Annotated in this window: 15 protein-coding genes; 9 read left to right on the forward strand and 6 right to left on the reverse strand. The window is 62.3% G+C overall.

Annotated elements, in window-relative coordinates; all coding sequences use genetic code 11:
* Window positions 1-933, reverse strand: a complete 933-nt coding sequence (locus tag AC1Q6J_RS05915) for a COG3904 family protein (protein ID WP_492278391.1) — start codon at window positions 931-933, stop codon at window positions 1-3.
* 304 nt (window positions 934-1237) lie between these two features.
* Here AC1Q6J_RS05915 and yidD point away from each other — a divergent pair, with 304 nt between their 5' ends.
* The gene (yidD, locus tag AC1Q6J_RS05920; RefSeq protein ID WP_492278392.1) at window positions 1238-1573 is read left to right on the forward strand and encodes a membrane protein insertion efficiency factor YidD; all 336 of its coding nucleotides are present in this window, start codon (window positions 1238-1240) and stop codon (window positions 1571-1573) included.
* Window position 1574: 1 nt separating this feature from the next.
* On the opposite strand, the gene AC1Q6J_RS05925 is transcribed toward yidD, so the two are convergent.
* On the reverse strand, window positions 1575-2678 hold the full coding sequence (locus AC1Q6J_RS05925) for an MFS transporter (RefSeq protein ID WP_492278606.1): 1104 nt from the start codon (window positions 2676-2678) through the stop codon (window positions 1575-1577).
* Window positions 2679-2907: 229 nt separating this feature from the next.
* Here AC1Q6J_RS05925 and thrS point away from each other — a divergent pair, with 229 nt between their 5' ends.
* Both thrS and AC1Q6J_RS05935 read left to right on the forward strand, forming a co-directional pair.
* Complete coding sequence (thrS, locus tag AC1Q6J_RS05930) at window positions 2908-4944, forward strand: threonine--tRNA ligase (protein ID WP_492278393.1); 2037 nt, start codon at window positions 2908-2910, stop codon at window positions 4942-4944.
* Window positions 4945-5063: 119 nt separating this feature from the next.
* Entirely contained in the window at window positions 5064-5627 is a 564-nt protein-coding gene (locus AC1Q6J_RS05935) for a nitroreductase family protein (RefSeq protein WP_492278394.1), read from the forward strand.
* 1 nt (window position 5628) lies between these two features.
* On the opposite strand, the gene AC1Q6J_RS05940 is transcribed toward AC1Q6J_RS05935, so the two are convergent.
* Window positions 5629-8097, reverse strand: a complete 2469-nt coding sequence (locus AC1Q6J_RS05940) for a putative bifunctional diguanylate cyclase/phosphodiesterase (protein ID WP_492278395.1) — start codon at window positions 8095-8097, stop codon at window positions 5629-5631.
* A gap of 180 nt (window positions 8098-8277) precedes the next feature.
* Window positions 8278-9363 carry an RgsD C-terminal domain-containing protein gene (locus tag AC1Q6J_RS05945; RefSeq protein ID WP_492278396.1) on the reverse strand — a complete coding sequence of 362 codons (1086 nt, stop codon included), beginning with the start codon at window positions 9361-9363 and terminating at the stop codon, window positions 8278-8280.
* A gap of 238 nt (window positions 9364-9601) precedes the next feature.
* Here AC1Q6J_RS05945 and AC1Q6J_RS05950 point away from each other — a divergent pair, with 238 nt between their 5' ends.
* Window positions 9602-10642, forward strand: coding sequence for a patatin-like phospholipase family protein (locus AC1Q6J_RS05950; protein ID WP_492278397.1), 1041 nt, complete (start codon window positions 9602-9604; stop codon window positions 10640-10642).
* A gap of 134 nt (window positions 10643-10776) precedes the next feature.
* On the opposite strand, the gene AC1Q6J_RS05955 is transcribed toward AC1Q6J_RS05950, so the two are convergent.
* Window positions 10777-11205, reverse strand: a complete 429-nt coding sequence (locus tag AC1Q6J_RS05955; protein WP_492278398.1) for a CBS domain-containing protein — start codon at window positions 11203-11205, stop codon at window positions 10777-10779.
* Between the two features lie 201 nt (window positions 11206-11406).
* The gene (locus tag AC1Q6J_RS05960; RefSeq protein WP_492278399.1) at window positions 11407-12177 is read right to left on the reverse strand and encodes a rhomboid family intramembrane serine protease; all 771 of its coding nucleotides are present in this window, start codon (window positions 12175-12177) and stop codon (window positions 11407-11409) included.
* A gap of 486 nt (window positions 12178-12663) precedes the next feature.
* Between AC1Q6J_RS05960 and AC1Q6J_RS05965 the strand changes: the two genes are divergently transcribed.
* From AC1Q6J_RS05965 to AC1Q6J_RS05985, 5 genes are all read left to right on the forward strand, one after another.
* On the forward strand, window positions 12664-13230 hold the full coding sequence (locus tag AC1Q6J_RS05965; protein WP_492278400.1) for a PAS domain-containing protein: 567 nt from the start codon (window positions 12664-12666) through the stop codon (window positions 13228-13230).
* Window positions 13231-13478: 248 nt separating this feature from the next.
* Window positions 13479-14093 (forward strand): PilZ domain-containing protein, encoded by a 615-nt coding sequence (locus AC1Q6J_RS05970; protein ID WP_492278401.1) that lies wholly within the window; start codon window positions 13479-13481, stop codon window positions 14091-14093.
* 329 nt (window positions 14094-14422) lie between these two features.
* Window positions 14423-15043, forward strand: coding sequence for a transglutaminase-like cysteine peptidase (locus AC1Q6J_RS05975; protein WP_492278402.1), 621 nt, complete (start codon window positions 14423-14425; stop codon window positions 15041-15043).
* A 229-nt stretch (window positions 15044-15272) separates the two neighbouring features.
* Window positions 15273-15497, forward strand: coding sequence for a hypothetical protein (locus AC1Q6J_RS05980; protein ID WP_492278403.1), 225 nt, complete (start codon window positions 15273-15275; stop codon window positions 15495-15497).
* Window positions 15498-15820: 323 nt separating this feature from the next.
* The gene (locus AC1Q6J_RS05985; RefSeq protein WP_492278404.1) at window positions 15821-16075 is read left to right on the forward strand and encodes a PilZ domain-containing protein; all 255 of its coding nucleotides are present in this window, start codon (window positions 15821-15823) and stop codon (window positions 16073-16075) included.
* Window positions 16076-16188: the final 113 nt, after the last annotated feature.

Below are 16188 nucleotides of genomic sequence, written 5' to 3' on the forward strand. Positions count from 1 at the left end.
TTACTTCGGATCCGCGGTAGCGGGCGCCGCGCCGCCGGTCGGGGCATGCGCTTCCGCCGTCCTGGTCCCCGGAGCAGAGCGCATGCTCTTTTCCGGGACATCGGAGATCACCGGAACCGCCGGCACGTTAACGACACGGCCCTGCGCCTTCGGCGTCACGCTTCCCGCGACATCGTCGGACAGCTTCTTGATGTCCGCGACAGCATCCATCGTGACGAGATTGGTCAGGCGCAGTTCATCCGCCGACAGCCGGTGCAACGCTTCCCACGGCGGGACGCTGAGCGCCAGCGACAGCAGGTCGCCGGTGCCGCCCATATCGAACGTGTATTTCGCGAGGCGGCCGATATCGCGTTCGACAATCATCAGGTCGTCGGCGGAGTAACTCGCTGCCCTTGCGTCGTCGGCGCGATCGCCCATCCAGATCTGATGCACACGCACATGCGCGCCCGCGGGCACATGTCGGGTCTTGCCCGACAGCAGCAGGAACACGCACATCGACTCGCAATAGGCATCAGGCACGAGGTCGCGCGCGACGCCGCCCGTGATCTCCTTTTCGATCACGATGCCGACAGTGGTGCGCAGGCCGAGACCGCGCCAGCGCCGTCCGAGTGCAATGGCATCGAGCACCGACCCGCCGCTGGAATCGAGCACCACCGTACTGCCCTTGAGATCGCGGCCGTTCGAGAACTCCTCGAACTTCGCAGGCGTGTCGGATGTGATGACGCCGACGGCGCCAATCCAGCCGGCGCAATCCTGCGCACATGCAGGCTGCGCCGCATGCCATTTGAAATTCATCGGAAGCTTGCGTTCTTCGAGAGTCGTGGATGCGCCGACCGTCCCGCCGAGCGTGGCGGAGCCAGGCAGCGCAAGACAAATGGCAGTGGCGCAAAGCCGCGCCAAGCCGCCCCATAGCAGCGACCTCACGACGAACAACGTGGTTCCTTCCCCGCCCCGATCGACAACGGTATCGGCCCCAACCCGTAAGGACTACCCCTGTCACACGGACGTTATGAAAAACGTATCCGCATGAAGGATTCGCGTCCATTCGACTTTTGCTGCGGCGCAGTCAAAATCATGCGATAGTTGGGGAACTGTGGCGTGAAAGACAGCATGTTGCGGTTCCCTGCGCGGGAACTCATCATCTGCGCGACGGCAATTCCGGCACGCGCCGGGAAAACCGTCACGGAACCCGGCTGACATTCTGCAACGCCGACGCGACAGCCCTTGAGGCACTGACATGAAACATTCGGCACGATGTCCCGATTGCGCCGGCGGGGTCCGAAATCTGCCGCGCAATGCCGGACGCGGCCTGATCTGGATCTATCGCCACACGCTATCGCCGCTGGTCGGTTTCAACTGCCGCCACCTGCCGACCTGCTCGGTCTATGGCGACGAAGCCATTGCGCGGTTCGGGTTGTGGGCCGGCGGCTGGATGACATTGGCGCGGCTGTTGCGCTGTCAGCCGTGGGGGACGTCGGGGATCGACAACGTACCGGGCACCCTCCGCGCCGATGCGCGCTGGTATCTGCCGTGGCGTTACGCGCGATGGCGCGGCGTCAACGACGGCGGCTAAGTCATCGCCGCGAGATAAACACCGTGATCAGCGCCAGCACGAGGAAGCCGACACCGACATAGCCGACGGCATAATACATCTCGTGCGCGAACAGGAAGCCGCCGATACCCGAACCGATAGCCTGGCCGACATAAAGCCCCGACGTATTCAGCGACACCGTGGCGCTGGCGAATATCGGTGCCGCGCTGGCAAGCCGGACCTGCTGCATCGAGTTGGCCGATGAGAACGCCATGCCCCATGGAACCATCGACGCCAGCATGACCGGCACGATGCCCGCGCCCAGCGCCCACATCGCAATTCCAGCCAGCAGCATTGCAATCGCCGTCAGCGATGTCCGGTAGGCGCCCCATGTATCGACGACACGGCTGGCGATCACGTTCCCGATGAAGCCCATGACGCCGTAGATGCCGAAGGCGATGATCGCAAGCCCGGCGCTGCCGCCGAGCTTCGCGAACAGCGGTCCGAGATAGGTGAACACCACGAACTGCCCGGACGTCTGCAAGACCGTAATGATCACCAGCAGCGCAATCAGAGGATTGCGTATGAGATCGCCCCACGTCTTGAGATCGACCGGCGTACCGATGAGCTTCGCAGGAAGCCGCCAGACAAGAAGCGCCAGGTTCAACAGCGCGAGGACGCCAATGCCACAATACGCGACACGCCATCCGATATGGCTTGCGACATAGGCGATCAGCGGCAGCCCCACCGCGAGCGCCAGCGACCAGCCGAGAAATACATACGACATCGTGCTGCCGCGCCGCTCCGGCGGCACCATCAGCGCGGCCGTGCCCGCCGCTTGCGGCGTAAACAGCGCGGCGACCGCCAGCATCACAAGGCGTATCACCATCAGTGTCGCGTAGTTCGGTGCAACCATGGACGCGAACTGCGCCGCGGCGATGATCGCCACCGTCACCGACAGCAAAATCCGCCGGTCGAAGGCACTGGTCAGCCATGCCGACACCGGCGAGCCGATGCACAGCACGATCGCGCCAAAGGTAATCAGAAGTCCGGCCTCATGAATCGAAACGCCGAATTCCTGCGACAGCTCCGGCAACATGCCTGCAGGCGCGAGAATGCTCACGCCGGTGACGAAATTGCCGAGCATCAATGCCGTGGGGGCGAAACGTCTCACGTCGCGTTGTTAGCACACGAGCAGTTAAATGCAATTGCATGAAAGGCATGCACATCGGCCGACTGTCACCAGCGTATGCGACGCTCCCGAGGTCGGGGTCTTCGCGGGATATCAGGATTGCACGGCCTGATTCCGCTGCTATATCTCCTCCCCTTACCGCTTACCTGCGCCCGTTCGCAGGAGTGAGCCACAGGAGAACAGAATGCCCGATAAAGACCCTTCCGCGCCCGCATTGAAGTACAGCCTCGCCAATCTGAAGCCTGTCGAATCCAGCAAGGTGAAAGTCACCTTCCCCGACGGCGCGCAGCGCGAATTTTCCAAAGGCACCACCGGCCTCGACATCGCCAAGGGCATCTCGCCCTCGCTGGCCAAGCGCACCGTCGCGATGGCGCTGGACGGCGTGGTGAGTGACCTTGCCGATCCGATCGCGCACGACGCGAAGATCGAATTCATCAACCGCGACGACCCGCGCGCGCTGGAGCTGATCCGGCACGACGCAGCGCACGTGCTGGCGGAAGCCGTGCAGACGCTGTGGCCCGGCACCCAGGTGACCATCGGTCCCGTGATCGACAGCGGTTTCTATTACGACTTCTTCCGCAACGAACCGTTCACGCCGGAAGACTTCGCCGCGATCGAAAAGAAGATGCGCGAGATCATCGCCAGGGATGCGCCCTTCACCAAGGAGGAGTGGTCGCGCGACCGCGCCAAGAAGGTGTTCGCCGACAAGGGCGAGGCCTTCAAGATCGAACTGGTCGATGCCATTCCGGAAGACCAGTCGCTGAAGATCTACAAGCAGGGCGAATGGTTCGATCTCTGCCGCGGCCCGCATATGACGTCCACCGGCAAGGTCGGCAACGCCTTCAAGCTGATGAAGGTCGCGGGCGCGTACTGGCGCGGCGACAGCAACAATCCGATGCTGACGCGCATCTACGGCACCGCGTTCGCCAAACAGGAAGAGCTCGACGCATACCTCAAGCAGCTTGAGGAAGCCGAAAAGCGCGACCATCGCCGCCTCGGCCGCGAGATGGACCTGTTCCATTTCCAGGAAGAAGGCCCCGGTGTCGTATTCTGGCACGCCAAGGGCTGGACCGTGTTCCAGGCCATCATCGCCTACATGCGCCGCCGCCTCGCGGGTGACTACGACGAGGTCAACGCGCCGCAGATGCTCGACAAGTCGCTGTGGGAAACCTCCGGCCACTGGGAGTGGTATCGCGAGAACATGTTCGCGGCGCAGTCGGCCGGCGATGAGGCGGAAGACAAGCGCTGGTTCGCTATCAAGCCGATGAACTGTCCCGGTCACGTGCAGATCTTCAAGCACGGCCTGAAGAGCTATCGCGAACTGCCGATCCGCATTGCCGAGTTCGGCATCGTGCATCGTTACGAGCCATCGGGCGCCATGCACGGGCTGATGCGCGTGCGCGGCTTCACGCAGGACGACGCGCATGTGTTCTGCACCGAGGACCAGCTTGCCGAGGAATGCCTCAAGATCAACGACCTGATCCTGTCGACCTATGCCGACTTCGGCTTCGAGGGCGAACTCACGGTCAAGCTCTCGACGCGGCCTGAAAAGCGCGTCGGCTCCGATGAAGCGTGGGATCACGCCGAGACGGTGATGACCAACGTGCTGGAGCAGATCAAGGCGCAGGACCATAACCGGATCAAGACCTCGATCAACCCCGGCGAAGGCGCGTTCTACGGGCCGAAGTTCGAATACGTGCTGCGCGACGCCATCGGCCGCGAATGGCAGTGCGGCACCACGCAGGTCGACTTCAACCTGCCGGGCCGGTTCGGCGCGTTCTATATCGACGATCACTCCAACAAGGTGACGCCGGTAATGATTCACCGCGCCATCTGCGGATCGTTGGAGCGCTTCACCGGCATCCTGATCGAGCACTTCGCCGGTCACTTCCCGCTCTGGCTCGCGCCGGTGCAGGCGGTCGTCACCACCATCACCTCCGATGGCGACGACTATGCGCGTGAAGTGCTGGCCGCCTGCCGCAAGGCCGGTCTGCGCACCGAGATCGATCTTCGCAACGAGAAGATCAATTACAAGGTGCGCGAGCATTCGCTGGCGAAGGTTCCTGCCCTGCTCGTGGTCGGCAAGAAAGAAGCCGAAGGCCGCATGGTCTCGATCCGCCGCCTCGGCAGCGAGGGTCAGACCGTGCTGCCGCTCGACGAAGCGCTCAAGGCGCTGGCGTATGAAGCGATGCCGCCGGACCTGAAGCGCGCGCAAAGCTAGACCTGAGGAATTCTAAAGTAAGTCGTCATGCCCGGGCTTGTCCCGGGCATCCACGTCTTACTAATTAGAAGAAGACGCGGATGGCCGGAATAATTCCGGCCATGACGAAAGAATGAATCATGCCCGATGCACTCGATCTTCTGAAGACGCGCCGCTCGCTCAAGCCGCTTGAGATGACCGGCCCCGGCCCCTCGCCCGCCGAACTCGAAACCATCCTGACCATCGGCGCGCGGGTGCCCGATCACGGCAAGATCGTGCCGTGGCGATTCATCGTGTTCGAAGGCGATGCGCGCGCGAAGGCCGGCGATATCTTCGCCAAGGTGTTTCGCGCCAAGAACGTGACGGCGACGCCGGATCAGGTCGAAACCGAGAAGAAGCGATTCACCCACGCTCCCCTCGTCATCGCCGTGGTGAGCAAGACATCGAAACACCCCAAGGTGCCGCTGTGGGAACAGGAACTCTCGGCGGGCGCCAGCGCCATGAACATCGTTCACGCCGCTCACGCGCTCGGCTATGTCGCGAACTGGCTGACCGGCTGGATGGCGTTCGACCGCGACGTGCTTGACGCGCTGGGCTTGAGCGCGGACGAGAAAATCGCGGGCTTCATCCACATCGGCAAGGCCGAGCGGCCGACCGACGACCGCCCGCGTCCTTCGCTTGGCGATATCGTGACGAGATTCTAGCTCAGGCAGCCTTTGTCGCGCGGTCTCCGAACTTCCCGAGCAACGCGCCGATCTCCGATGCCGGACGCGCGGAGCTGAACAGAAAGCCCTGGACTTCGGTGCAGCCTTCGGCGCGCAGCCGGTCGAGCTGATCCAGCGTCTCGACACCCTCCGCCGTCGTCGAAATGTTGAGGCTGCGGCCAAGACTCGATATCGCCCTCACGATCGCGGCGCAATCCGGCCGCTCCGCAAGGTCGCGCACGAAGGAGCGATCGATCTTGATCTTGTCGAACGGAAAGCTGCGAAGATAGCTGAGGCTGGAATAGCCGGTGCCGAAATCGTCCATCGAGATGCGGACGCCGAAATCGCGCAACTGATGCAGCGTCGCGAGATTGGCCTCGCTGTCCGCCAGGAAAATCGACTCGGTGATTTCCAGCTCCAGCCGCAGTGGCGACAGGCCCGATTGCGCGAGTGCGCTGAACACGGCCTGAGTGAGGTTGCGGCTGCGGAATTGCGCCGGCGACAGGTTGACGGCGACCTTGATATCAGACGGCCACGCCGCCGCCTGCATGCAGGCTTCGCGCAAGACCCACTCGCCGAGCGGAACGATCAGGCCGATGTCCTCGGCGACCGGAATGAAGTCGGCAGGCGAAACCATGCCCTTCACCGGATGATGCCAGCGCAGCAGCGCCTCGAAGGCAACAATGCGGTCCAGCGCGAGATCGACCAGCGGCTGATAGTAAAGCTGGAATTCGCCGGTCGCCAATGCGCGGCGCAGATCGATCTCCATGTCGCGGCGCATCTGCGCGTGGCGGTCCATTTCCTTCTCGAAGAAATGATGCACGCCGCCGCCTTCGGACTTCGCGCGGTACAGTGCCATATCGGCATTGCGGAGCAGCTCCTCGCCGGTGCTGCCATCGCCGGGCGAGATCGCGATGCCGATGCTGGCCCCGATCACGACTTCAAGGCCGTCGATCTGATAAGGCTCGCTCAGGGTCTCGATGATCTCGACCGCGCGCGCACTGACATCGTTTGGCGGCATGTCTCCGCCGAGGATCATCGCGAACTCGTCGCCGCCAAGCCGCGCCACCAGACTGTCCTGGCGCGCATCCGCCGCGAGGCGCGCCGCCACCAGCGTCAACAGCTTGTCGCCGGTGTGATGACCGAAGGAATCATTGACGTTCTTGAACAGGTCCAGATCGATGCAAAGCACGGCGACGCGCTTGTTGACCGGATAGCTGCGTTCCAGATCGTGCCGCAGACGCTCCTGGAACATCACGCGATTTGCGAGATTCGTCAGTCCGTCATGATGCGCCATGTAGGCGATGCGGGCTTCCGCCTTGCGCCGCTCGGTGATGTCGACGGCCGACACCAGAAAACTGTCGCACCCCTCGAACGACACGCGGCGCCCGAATGTCAGCACCTCGATCTCGCTGCCGTCGGCTTTCAGATGCCGCCAGTTGCGGCCGGAGTTGTAAACGTCGCCGATGCCGACCAGCGCGCGGGAATGTTCTTCCCACTCGTCCCTGGGCCAGAGGTCATGCAGTTCCATGGAAAGAAACGTGGCACGGTCATAACCATAGTGGCTGAGGGCCGCGTCGTTCACGTTGCGAAATCTCCGCGTCTCGACGTCGAACACCCACATCGGCATCGGATTGCTGTCGAACAGCAGACGGAACGATTGTTCGCGGCGCTTGAGATCCGTGACGTCGGTCAGCGACAGCGACAGCAGGTCGCCAACCGGCGCCGCGCTGATCTTCAGCGTGCTTTCGTCATCGCTCACCTCGAACTGTTCGCTCATTCCGCCTTTGACCGCGGCGCGCAGCCGCTCGAAAACCCGCGGCGAGCACAATGCGTGCGCGCCAGCGCTCAACCGGCGCCAGCGCAGTTCGTCCGGCGGCAGCTTGAGCAGACGCGCAGTTGCCTGATTGAGATGGACGATCTGGAAATCGGCGGGCTGGCCATCGGCGTCGCGGATTGTCGCGAGCGAGAGGATGCCGTCGTCCGTCGCGCAGAAGATGGCGTCGAGCAGACTGTATTGCAGACCGCGCTGGTTGACGTAAACGCTGGTCATGGTCCCGCCCCAGCGCGAGGCCACTGGAAGCGCGAGAACATCGTAAATCTGAACGAGACCGTCGCGGACACGGTGAGCGGCCGCCAGATGCGGCTTGCGGCTCCGCCGCGCATTCGCCACCGCTTCGCTCAGGATCAGCGCGCAGTCCGGCGGGAACGCATCGAGCGCCGTATCCCACGCGTCGGTCTCAAGCCATTGCTCGGCATACCGTCCGGCGCGCGAAACCTTGAACTGCGCGGCCTCGTCCTTGATGAGCATGACATGATCGGCCAGGCGGCCAAGGCTGCCGAGCATCACGTCTTCAAAGAACGGCAAATCCTTTCCCGGCTTGAGAGCTGCCTGCCACTTGCGGCGCAGAACCGAAACGTCGCTGAACAATTCCGGATTTGTCTTCTTTGACTTCGCGATGGCAACCACAACGCACCCCACCCGATCGACACGGCTTTCTGTCGTGTCAGCGGGCGGTATCCAATGCAGGGGCGCTTAAGGCCGCGTAAACGACGCGCGCCGATGCAGCCGATGTGTGATTTGTGAAAGTTCTAAGTGGTCTGATGGTTAGTGCGGCTTAGAGACTATGACGTTTTTGCTACAGCGGTGTTACCGCGCGACGACTTCGATTTCGCCGTCGACGCCATTGCTGACGTTGAACGGGCGTTCGAACACCTTGCCTTCGTTCTTCGCGATCACGCGATACTCGCCTTCCGAAAGGATCACCTTCGGGAACGCGCCGTTGTATTCCTTGATGACGTCGCCGGCGGGCGTAATCACCGACCACGCCGTATTGGCCAGCGCTTCGCCGCCCTTGTCGCTCACCAGCTTGAGTGTGATGACCGCCGCGCGATGCGTCACGGTCACATCGGTCAGCTTGCCGGCCTGCACACGAATGTCCGAGCGCACCACCGAATTGGCGTCGCCGTAGTTCGAGATGATGTAGTAGGTGCCTTCCGGCACCAGCAACACATCGCCCGCGCCAACATTCTGTGCCAGCGGCGCACGCTCGCCGACTTCGAACTGGCTGCCCTTGTAAATCGAGAACGTGATCTGTCCCTGCGGGATCTTGCTGGTACCGACGCGGCCTTCGATGCGCAGTCCGCCCGCGGGAAGATCGAACTGCTCACGCAGCGTGTCGTTGCGCAGCGTGACCGGACGAACCGCGCTTACCAGGCCGAGCGAAGCGTGAACAACATAGCCGCCGGGCGCCAGAACAATGTTCGGCGTCGGGCTGCGATCTTCACGCACAAGCTGGAACGCGCCGCTGGCGTCCGGCTTGTCGGAATAGACGCGCCACACCACGCCGCTGGAGACGGCCGGCAGGTCCTTTCCAAACCGCGCGTTGAGCGCGAGGACGCCCTGCGCCGGGGTCGCTGCGGGCTGCGGCGGCGTGGCCGTGGTGACCGGAGGCTGAGTGAGGGTTGCGGGCAATCCCGGCGTCGCGGCGGGACCGGACGGCGGCGCGAGGCTGATCGCCGGGCCCGATGGCGTCGGCAGCACGGGGACATTGGCCGGAGGAATTGGCGGCGGCGCATCGCCGATGAACTGGGCGGCCGCGGGCTGCGGCGCTACGCACACGACCAGCCACGCCAGCACACCGAGCGATGCCAGTGCGTGACGGCACAAAGCATCAAGCGAGCCGGTGCGCGCGTCGCGCACGGCTATCCTGCGGCGGTGTCCGGGGGCTGTCATGGCGGAGGTTTTTCACCGAAAACGAGGCAAATTCAAGCCTGACAACATGCTTGACGGCCCTCAAGGGCTGTCCTGGGGAGAATAACGCCTTCTGCGCGGGGACAGGCCGCGCTACAGTCACATTTCCTGATTACGCGGGACGCGTGTCCACGGCACAATCACACCCATTTCGCGTTCTGATGACCATATCCGGTCAAAGGCGACCGATTCGCTGTTATCAGCCCCCAGGAGATATGCGTTGCTCGAGAGTTTAATTGGATTTCGGCAGAACGGCGCAAGGAACAAGATGGAGCTGGGAGCGCCCGTAATCAGAAAACCGACGATCGGCCTCGCGCTCGGCGGCGGCGCGGCGCGTGGATTCGCCCATATCGGCATTCTCCGCACACTTCTCGCCAATGGAATTGTACCGGATATCGTAGTCGGCACCTCCATTGGCGCGGTTGTCGGCGGTTCCTATGCCGCAGGTCATCTCGACACGCTGGAGACCTGGGCCAGGGGACTGCTGCCGCGAAACATCTTCAGCTATCTCGACATTCGCCTCAACGGCTCCGGCCTGATCGGCGGGAGCAAGCTCGCGGCCCAGCTCGAAGCGACGTTCGGCGGCACCTACATCGACGAGCTATCGCTGAAGTTCGCGGCAGTCTCCACCGAAGTAAATACGGGTCACGAAATCTGGATCACGAACGGGAAGCTGGTCGATGCCGTGCGCGCGTCCTATGCCCTGCCCGGTATTTTCGAGCCGGTGCTGATCGGCGAGCGCTGGCTGGTGGACGGCGCGCTGGTCAATCCGGTGCCGGTGTCGGCCGCGCGCGCGCTCGGCGCCGAAATCGTGATCGCCTGCAATGTTTCGACCGACGTGTTCGGACACGGCACCATTATTTCCGCGCACGGCAAGGCCGATGTGGAGCCGGAGCCGCCGGCTGAGCCTGCGGTGCCCGGGAAGCGCGGGTTCGGAAAGTTCTTCTCGGCCGAAAAAACCGTGAAACGTGAATTCTTCGGCAGCGCCGGACGTCCGGGAATTTCGACCGTGATGGTCGAAGCCTTCAACATCATGCAGGATCGCATCACGCGCTCGCGCCTTGCGGGCGATCCGCCGGATGTCCTGATCTCGCCGCGCGTCGGCAAGGTCGGATGGTTCGACTTCCACCGCGCCGAGGAAATCATCAACCACGGCGTGCGCGCGGCTGAACGCAACATCGAATCGATTCAGGAAGCGATCAGCCTGTTGAGCCCGACGACCAATCAGACGCCGGGCACCGCGCAGCCGACGCAGCCGTAGCATTTATAAGGGATGTTTGCCGTCATCCTGAGGTGCGAGGGCGGAAGCCCGAGCCTCGAAGGAGGACGGCGCGCATCCTTCGAGGCTCGCCGCAAACGCGGCTCGCACCTCAGGATGACGCGATCAACGATCGCCTACGCCGTCTTGATGTAGTCCTGAAGCGCTTCCTGCTCGCGCTCGTATTCGGCGACGCGCCATTTCACCACGTCGCCGATCGAAATCAGACCGACGATCCTGTCGTTCTCAACGACAGGCAGATGCCGGAATTTCCCGGACGTCATGACTTCCATGATCGCGCCGACGGTATCGGTTTCCTGGCAGGTAATGACCTTCGGCGTCATCACGCTGCGAACCGGCTCTTCGAGCACGCCTGCTCCGCGTTCGCCAAGCACGCGCACCACGTCGCGCTCTGAGAGGATGCCGTCGATTTTCTGGCCGCTCATCACCAGGACAGCGCCGATGCGGCGCTCGGAGAGGATTTTGATCGCCGCCGAAAGCTTGGTGTCCGGCGACACGCTGATCACCTGGTGACCCTTGTTACCCAGAACTGCTCGAACCGTCATTTTAGTCTCCCGAAACTTCGGCCGCGAGCCGTCGCGTTGAAGTCGTGCGCGGCGCGGCTTTCAATTCTGCTGTCGAGTCAAACAACGTATCGTCTGATTGGTTTCTCGCACCTCCAACATCTGCCCGGATGATGGAGCAAATACCACCTGCTCGCAAGACGGCAGGTATTGCGCAGGGCAGCCAGAAGCAACGGGCGCGGGTCAGTCTGACGCAGGCGGCAAAACGCCAGCATTGTTGTCCTGCACAATCGCGCGCGGCACCGGATCGAACAATGAAAACAACACCAGACCGGCGATGAAGCCGCCGATATGCGCCTGCCACGCGATGCTCTGTGCCGACGCCCCGATGGCAATCGCGCCGAGGCCGGTGATGATATTGAGGCCGAACCAGACGGCGAGGAATCCCAGCACACTCGAGTTCTGCAACGACCGCACCAGCGAAAGCGCGGGGACACGCGCCGCGGCTTCCGCATCGCCGCGCCGGAACGACAGGAAACTTCCGTGCTGGAAAGCGAAGCGGATGGCCGCAGCCATCATGCCCGACACAGCGGCGGATGCGCCGATCATCGGCGCGACCTCGTGCTGATGCGTCACGAGGTGCGCGAACGCGCCTGCAATCGCGGTCACGGCGAAGAATGCGAAGAACCGCGCGTTGCCGAACCGGCGCGCGACCGCGCTGCCGAACGGGAGCATCCACAACATGTTGAAGGCGATGTGGGTGATATCCGCATGCAGGAAGGCGTAGGTCAGGAACGTCCAGATTTCCGCTCCGACGCCGCCGGGAAATTGCCCGGCCAGCACCGATGCATCGTAGCGTGCGGGCACGAAGCCGAATGTCCAGATCACCTCCTGATCGGTGGCGAGCGGCAACAGGGCGCGCACGCCATGGACCACAGCCATAATGACAAGAATGGCTGTCATCCCGAACGGAATGGTCAGGATCGGTTCGCGGGGCGATTCAGGAGAGTCCAAGGGCACACAATATCCGGAAAAAGCGAGCGTTCTTCTGAGATAGGCGGCTTTGGCGGGGCGGCGCAAGCGCAAGGGCTGGTTCGGAAAAGAAAAAGGGAGGGCTTGAAGGCCCTCCCTTGGTCTCGCCGGTCTTTTTGTACGGACTGTCCGAGTAGGAGCGCTGCTTCACGCTCCGGGTATCCCCACCCCTCCCCGTACAACGACCAGATCGTTTTCCGCCGCCTGTATTCAACTTGAGTTCGCAACCGCCGATCCCTGGAGAAGACCGGCAACTTGGAGTGAACAGACACTAGCCGTCCTGCGTGGATCCACGAAGCTCATAGTTAAATTAATATTAACAACGCAAACCCGGCTCCTGGAACGTCAAATCCCCGCTCCGGCATGGACGCTGCACCTCAAGTCCCGCACAACAGAAAGGAGCCTCGCGGCGCCTGAAAGCGGGACAAATCTGTCCCGCCAACGTCGTCCGCGGGGCGGAATCGGGTCATGAAGCATCCAGCAAGCCAGGAATTCTATGCCTATTGGGACCAGAAGCGCGCCGGCGCTGCCGCTCCCGAACGGAGCGATCTGGAACCCGGCCACGTTCGGCATCTGCTCGGCGACATCTTCGTGCTGTCCTGCGATGCCTCCGCCGGCTACCCGTTCCGGGTGGCGGGAACCCGGATGTGCGCCCTGCTCGGCGCCGATCTGAAGGGGCGAAGCCTCCTCAGCCTGTTCCGCGAGGCCGATCGCGGAGAGGTGCAGGACATTCTCGGAATTGTGGCCCAGGAAACCCAGGCGACCGTTGCTGGCGCGGCGGCACTGGCCCCTGATGGAACGCGCATTCATCTCGAACTGCTGCTGCTGCCGTTCAGCGCCCGTTCGCACGCACCGATCAGCATGACCGGGTTGCTCGCGCCGCTCAGTCCTCTCGGGGAGTCGCAGGCCTATGGCAGCCTGAAGGACTTCAGCCTCACCTCATGGCGTCATTTGAAGCAGGACCGGCGTGGGCCGCGCGCGCTCCGGAAGTGGTCGCTGATCCGCGGTCTGACGGTCTACGAGGGTCTGCGCTAGTGTCCCGTATCCGACGTTTGCTTCATTTTGCCGCGGCTCCCGTGCAAACGTCGGATACGAAAGGACACTAGCAAACTATGATTCTGGTGATCCTTTGGTTCTGACATTCGCAAAAGTGCTGGCGAAAGAGGTGATGCGAATGTCAGAACCGGATCACCAGGACAGCGCACTTCGTTAGGGCTAACACATCGTTAACCGTGAGCGCCGTAAGGTTCATCATACCGAAAAACCGGTCGACCGGTGTGATGATGGCGTTGGTGCAAAGACAATCAATTCGTCCGTCCGCTCAGGAGCGGCGACGCTTTCAGCGCGTAAAGGTTCATCTGCTCGGCCGCTACATGCTGGCGGACCGGCGCGAATTTCCTTGCCAGGTTATCAATATGTCTCCCGGCGGCCTTGCCATGCTGGCGCCCGGCATCGGCAGTGTCGGTGAGCGTGTGGTGGCCTATCTCGATCATATCGGCCGCGTCGAAGGCAAGATCACCCGCCTGCTCGACAACGGCTTTGCCATGACGGTCGGCGCGACGCCCCGCAAGCGCGACAAGCTCGCGGCCCAGCTCACCTGGCTTGCCAACCGCCAGATCCTCAATCTGCCGGAAGACCGCCGCCACGACCGCATCGTGCCGCGCAACCCGATGTCGATCCTCAAGTTCGACGACGGCCGCGCGATGGCCTGCCGGATCATGGACCTTTCACTGTCCGGCGCGGCCCTGGCCGCCGAAATCAAGCCGCTGGTCGGCGAACCCGTGACCCTCGGCCGTGTACAGGCCCGGGTCGTCCGTCACCTCGAGGAAGGCTTCGCGATCGAGTTCGTACACGCGCAGCTTCCCGAGACTGTCGAGGACAACGTAAGCGCCCGGTAAAAAGCGGCGGTTACCAATCTCTGATTTTTGAGGCTCATCAGGGCGATACCCGCATCCGGGGTATCGCCCTGATCCATTTTGCGCGGCTGCCTGGCCGATCCGGTCGCGTTCGCGCGCGCCATAAAACATCAATTACATCAATTGCTTATCTGAAATAGATAAAACTTGAATCAAATCCAAGTATTTCAAATTTTATGCGTATTTTATTCAAGTATAGATCGAGTTATCCTCAGTTTTTACTTGTATTCGTCTCAATTGTACTTTGACGACTTAGCTGCGGCGAAAATCCTTTGTGTGAAAAGTGGTCCCAACAAGAAACGGGGGCCACAATGTTTTCAATTCGTGGACGGGGAGTTGGTCTGGCGATTGTCGCCGGCCTGATGAGCATAACGGCCTCGGCGCATGCCGCAGGCGAACGCGTCCTTTATGCCAGCCTGGGCGACACCACGCGTGCGCCGATCGGCTGGGTTGAGTTCTGCACCGAGAATCCCGGTGACTGCCGGGGCGGCGCGACGCAGGCCCGCGACATCGTGATGACGCAGGCCGCGTGGAAAGATCTGCTGCGGGTCAATCGCTGGGTCAACGAGACCGTCAAGCCGATGACCGACATGGATCACTGGGGCGCTATCGAGAAGTGGTCGTATCCCACCGACGGATACGGCGACTGCGAGGACTATGTCCTGCTCAAGCGCAAGATGCTGATCGACGCCGGATGGCCGCGCGAAGCGCTGCTGATCACGGTGGTGCGCGACAAGAAGGGCGAAGGCCACGCGGTGCTGACCGTGAAGTCCGACAAGGGTGAATTCATCCTCGACAACCAGAACGAGGAAGTCGTGTCGTGGACCGAGACTGGCTACCGCTTCGTCAAGCGTCAGTCGCAGACCGATGCGCAGGCCTGGGTGTCGCTCGGAGACTCGCGTCCGGCCGTCGCCACCGCAAGTTCACGTTGAGATTTGGAGCATGATCGAAACGTCATGCTCGAAAATGAATACTTGAAATCATAGGAACCCACGCTCCGGTCGTATCCCCACCCCTCCCCGTCCCAGACCGGATCGTGCGCGGCCAGCTCTCCCCCAAGAGCTGGCCGCAACTTTTTCCAGACCGTCAATGATGCCGCCTTGCCGGAACCAAGTCGCCTGCGCGGGTTTGACTCTTTCGGGGCAAGCCTCGGAGGCGAGGATGCTGACCCTTCTGTTTGGCGCACTCTTGATGTTCGGCGGCCTGATATTCCTGGCAGCACAGCCGATGCTTCGGGCGCGGCTCAGCTCTGTCAGACGGACACCTGCGGCGACGCCAGAACCCACTTTGGAACCATCCGAACCCGCTGCCGGATTCAGCCTGAAGGAGACATGGCCCGGTCTCGCGCTGCTCGCCGTCGGCGCGATCTTTTTGCTGGTAGGCTAGTGACGGAACAGCGCCATCCGCCCGCGCGAAGCAAGAAGGGCGCGCCGGGTTCCCCCAACGCGCCCTTCCCGAATCTCGCTGAACCAGGCGGAAAGACCGCCCTGTCCGAAGCCATGATGGCTTAGCGGGCGGCCTCAGCGAGGTGACAGCGTTTGGTAATAGACACTGGACCACCTCCTTTCGTTTGTTGACGACACCATCAATATAGTGGCTCCGTGCGCGAAAGGCAGCACGCCTTGTTTGGCTTTTAGTCCAATTCTCCACATCAGAAACGGCGCACGCCGATCGGCGTTGACTCTGCTCGCAGCCGAAGGAGCAGAGCCATGTGGGGCCGAAAAAATCGCCCGTCCCGCCGGCAGATCAACACCGACGCGTGGATCACGCAGCAAGGCGATTTCGCCGCGCGCAAATGCAAGGTGCTGGACGTCTCGGCGGCCGGCGCAAAACTTCGTTGCGAGGACGAACGCTTCCTGAAGCCGACGTTCAGCCTGAAGTTCTCGCGGGAGGAGCGCACAGGACGGTTGTGCAAGGTGGTCTGGCGCAAGGGTTCGACCGTCGGGGTTGAGTTCCAGAACTAGCCGGGTGGCGTGGACCGCTCCGAACATTGCGAGAATGAGCATGCTGTTCTATCGGCTTAATCACCCGGAAACCATCGGCAACGGCGTCGGGTATAACGCCACATGTTTGCCGA

It is taken from the genome of Afipia sp. MLSD5-FHT05B12 (assembly GCF_058793355.1).